The 4,256-nt window shown below is 43.1% G+C and carries 5 protein-coding genes; all 5 read left to right on the top strand.

The window, feature by feature from the left end; genetic code table 11:
* The first annotated feature begins 63 nt into the window (after window positions 1-63).
* Window positions 64-903, top strand: a complete 840-nt coding sequence (locus D7V32_RS16775; RefSeq protein WP_228200242.1) for a YagK/YfjJ domain-containing protein — start codon at window positions 64-66, stop codon at window positions 901-903.
* 117 nt (window positions 904-1,020) lie between these two features.
* A complete protein-coding gene (locus tag D7V32_RS16770) occupies window positions 1,021-1,299 on the top strand; it encodes a hypothetical protein (RefSeq protein WP_120403910.1) in 279 nt (92 codons plus the stop codon).
* Window positions 1,300-1,321: 22 nt separating this feature from the next.
* A complete protein-coding gene (locus tag D7V32_RS16765; protein WP_120403909.1) occupies window positions 1,322-2,368 on the top strand; it encodes a DUF932 domain-containing protein in 1,047 nt (348 codons plus the stop codon).
* A 143-nt stretch (window positions 2,369-2,511) separates the two neighbouring features.
* The gene (locus D7V32_RS16760) at window positions 2,512-3,555 is read left to right on the top strand and encodes a YqaJ viral recombinase family nuclease (RefSeq protein WP_120403908.1); all 1,044 of its coding nucleotides are present in this window, start codon (window positions 2,512-2,514) and stop codon (window positions 3,553-3,555) included.
* A gap of 119 nt (window positions 3,556-3,674) precedes the next feature.
* Window positions 3,675-4,256: recombination directionality factor (locus tag D7V32_RS16755; RefSeq protein ID WP_120403907.1), on the top strand; the 582-nt coding region annotated here is incomplete at its 3' end.

The raw sequence follows: 4,256 nt of genomic DNA, 5'->3' as shown, positions 1-4,256 counted from the left end.
CAGATTATTAATTTTATATGGAAGTATATTATATGAGAAATAGGAATGTGTAGATCTAGATTATTGATTGAAATAGAAGCTAATACTAAAGCGTGGGTCAAAACAAAAAATGAGCCACTAGATTTCTATATAGAATTTACAAGGCTATTGGTAGATTTTGATCAGGCATACTGTGGATCATATTGTTACTTTGGTTATATCAATGCTTGGTGTGACTTGTTGGAAGAACATGATATTCATGGTTTAGGTACAGTACAGGTTGAAGCTATCTTAACGAATAAAACTTTTGACGAGTATCAGAGTTATTTTAAAGGCTATCGTTCGCAATACCATAAAGATATTCGAAGACATCGTGCAAATGAGGTTAGAAATACAAAGTCATTTTTAAAGAAAATAGAAAAAGCAATACAGGTTTATTCTAAGTCTGAAGTGGTTAGAGTGGATCTCTTTTATCTCAAGGATTTCCATGATCTCATTGATATTGAAAATTTTTACGATGATATTGGTAAATTCCGAAAGGAAATATCTAAACGTGAAGGGTTATTCAACAACTTGGTTGATTATGCATGGGCTTTAGAACAAGGGGCTGATAAGGGCTACCATTGTCATTTGTTATTAATCTTTAATGGTCATAAGCATCAGAATGGATGGGCTATTGCAGAGCAGCTTGGAAAGCTGTGGAAACAGCTTACAGCCGGACAAGGGCACCATTTTAATTGCCATGACACTGAGCAAATAAAAAGATACGCAAGTTTGGGTATTTTAGGTATAGGAAAAATACATCGTGATTGTTCCAGAGAAGTGGAAAAATTGTGTAATGCTGGTGCGTACCTTGTTAATCCTGAGAAAGAAGATCAGTATCTTAGGGTGAAAAATAAAGCTAGAATGCGTACTTTCCAATGATCCCAAAAAGTTATAGATATACATCATTAACATGAAAGAAGAATGTTTATTTTCCCCCTGACATTCGAAACAGAGGCTTGCCATACGGTAAGCCTTTTTCATTTTGAGGTATATCTTATGAGTATTAATTGCCCTTACTGTTTTTCTGATCAAACGATTCAAGTGGTTAATCAGCAGGTAAGTGGATCTGATTCTACAGGTCTAGCAGCATCAGCTTCGTTTGCCACCATCGGTGCATCCATTTCAAAGGGTTTGCCACTGCCTATATCTCCATTCATTGGTGGTATTGCAGGTGCAGTCATTGGTGGCCTATTTAGCAGCATGATTGATGAGCCGAAAAAGCCGATCACGCTGACCTATTATCACTGCAATCACTGTCAGCAGAATTTTCGTTGAATCAGTATAGGAGATAAGAACGATGGCACATCAAATCGAACAAATCGCCTATGTTGGCGAAACCCCTTGGCATGGTCTCGGTAATCAGCTAAGTCCGAATCAACCACTGGAAGTATGGGCACAGCAAGCCGGGATGGACTGGCGGATTGAATCCTCGAACGTCAGCTACATGGCACAGAATGAGCGTGGTCAGAGCATTATCATGCCATTTGAAGAACAGCGAGTGTTGTATCGTTCAGATACCCATGCACCTTTATCTGTTGTCAGTCAGCGTTATCAGGAAGTTCAGCCTAAAGAGATTCTGGAGTTCTACCGGGATCTGACTGAGCAATCTGGCTTTGAACTGGAAACCGCAGGTGTACTGAAAGGCGGTAAGAAGTTCTGGGCATTAGCCAGGACAGGGCAGACTTCAGCACTCAAGGGTAAAGATGTCAGTAATGGCTACATTCTTTTGGCTACAGCCTGTGACGGGACACTGGCAACCACAGCACAATTCACCAGTATTCGTGTGGTATGTAATAACACTTTAGCTATTGCACTAAAAGGCCAAAATTCTAGTGCAGGTGTGGTCAAAGTCCCACACAGTACCAAATTCGATGCGCAGAAAATTAAACAGCAATTGGGAATTTCAGTACGTACATGGGAGGATCACATGTATGAAATGAAACAGCTTAGCCAACGGAAAGTTACGCAGACTGAAGCAGCAGCCTATTTCGATGCCGTGTTTAACAACACTAGCCTAAGCAATGCGGACCAAGACGAGGGTATTATTCAGTTCTACCGTAATGTCGCAACCCAAACTAACCACACAACCAAAGCTGAAAACAAGACTGAACCGAATGGACGTGCCATGTCGAAGGTCATGACCATGTTTAATGGGCATGGTCGTGGAGCGGAACTCAGTTCAGCCAAAGATACTGCCTATGGTTTGCTGTGCTCAATCACGGAATTTGCCGACCACGAGCGACGCGCCATGAGTCAGGATCACCGTTTGGATTCTGCTTGGTTCGGGGCAGGTGCAGGCCTCAAACAACGCGGACTGGAGCAAGCACTACGCTTAGTTGTTTAAGTTTAGATTCAGATTCAGGATTTAAGATCAGGACATGAGACCAATATGATCCTGTCAGTCTTATTCAATCCGAACACCTCTTTGCCACATCTCCAGATGTGGCTTTTTTTATGCCCAAAATTTAACAATGACAGGAAAACAATATGAACTCAGCCGTAATTCACCCAAGTCACACCAAAGCCAATATCCATGCCGACCGTCCAAAACTGTTTAACGCAAAACGTTTCGTCGAGACGAAAAACATGACTCAGGCCGAATGGCTGGAAGTCAGACGCAAGGGCATTGGTAGCAGTGACTGTGCCGCAGCCTGTGGACTTAATCCCTATATGTCGATGCTAGAACTATGGATGATCAAGACTGGACGGATTCAACAAAACATTGAAGATGACAGCGAAGGCCATGCACCTCTGTACTGGGGCAAGCAGTTAGAGCCACTCGTTGCTGAATACTACAGCATGTATACCCAGCATAAAGTGAGACGTGTGAATGCAGTGCTGCAACATCCTGACCCTGATAAACATTTCATGTTGGCTAACTTGGATTACTCTGTGGTGGGTAATGCCGAGGTCCAAATTCTGGAATGCAAAACCGCAGGAGAGTACGGGGCTAAGCTCTGGCGAGATGGCGTGCCGCTCTATGTCCTTTGCCAAGTGCAACATCAACTTGCTGTCACAGGCAAACAGGCAGCCCATATTTGTGTGCTGATCTGTGGGCATGAAACGCGCATTTTTAAAGTGACGCGTTCTGAGTCAGTGATTCAGCATATCGTCAATGCCGAACATTACTTCTGGGACTGTGTGGAAAAGGATACCCCACCAGAAGCAGATGCCAGTGAATCGGCAGCTAAAGCTTTACAGCTGCTTTATCCAGAACATATCCCCCTAAGTACCACAGACTTATCCGAAGATGAGCAAGCCAATCAACAGTTTGAACAACTGATCCGAGTGCGTAACCAAGTTGATAAATACCAACAGCAATTTGACCTACTCAAGCACCAACTGCAAGGCCAGATGCAAGAGGCTGAGCGTGCCACCTTTAAAGCGGGCTCAGTCACGTGGAAGAAGTCGAAAGATTCGCTCAGTTTAGATAGCAAGGCCTTACTCAAATTACACCCTGAATATCTGAATCAATTTCCGCAAAGCAAGCAAGGTACACGGCGCTTCAACATCTATACCAATGATGATTGAATCAGATTTAGCCTAAGTGCAATTCATAAGCAAAACACCGAACTAACCTAAATGTCCCATGCCTGAGTGCATGGGATTTTTTTATGTCTAATTCATTTTACTCAAAAAAGGAAAGTACCATGATTAAAGGTTTAGCGATTAGCCCACCGATACTCGGGCGTATCAGTATTGGAAAAATGGTAGAGAAGAACGGGAAACGTGTCCCTGAAAAGGATGATCAATTTACATTGACATCCCAAATCCAAAACAAAGAGGGCTGGATCAAACACCCCCTAGATGAGCAACTACGAGCCAAAGCTCAAAACCAAAAACTTAGAAGCATTCCAGTCCGTATGATCTTTAATGATCCTGAACTCAATCTTAGGGCAGAGTACAGTCTATTTGATCGACAAACAGGGCGACCTGTGTGTATCGGCAATGGTGAAACTTGTCAGCGCTTAACCAATCAAGGGGTTGAACATCACCCCTGTCCTTCACCTGATCTATGTCCATTGGCACAAGGAGGATTGTGTAAACCCTATGGTCGTCTCTATGTGAATCTCGATGAATCGGATGAGTTTGGGACTTTCGTTTTTAGAACCACCGGCTTTAACAGTATTCGTACCTTAGCTGCTCGGCTCAGTTACTACCATGCTGCATCCAATGGCTTACTTTCATGCCTACCTCTACAACTCACACTCAGAGGCAAGAGCACCACTCAA

It is taken from the genome of Acinetobacter tianfuensis, from assembly GCF_003611465.1.
GTDB lineage: Bacteria > Pseudomonadota > Gammaproteobacteria > Pseudomonadales > Moraxellaceae > Acinetobacter > Acinetobacter tianfuensis.
Note: the sequence above shows the minus strand (reverse complement) of the source record. Positions and strands in the feature narration are given on the sequence as shown.

Excerpts from the sequence above, each read along its gene's own strand:
- D7V32_RS16765 (WP_120403909.1), top strand. The coding sequence starts at position 1,322 with ATGGCACATCAAATCGAACAAATCGCCTATGTTGGCGAAACCCCTTGG.
- D7V32_RS16760 (WP_120403908.1), top strand. The coding sequence starts at position 2,512 with ATGAACTCAGCCGTAATTCACCCAAGTCACACCAAAGCCAATATCCAT.
- D7V32_RS16770 (WP_120403910.1), top strand. The coding sequence starts at position 1,021 with ATGAGTATTAATTGCCCTTACTGTTTTTCTGATCAAACGATTCAAGTG.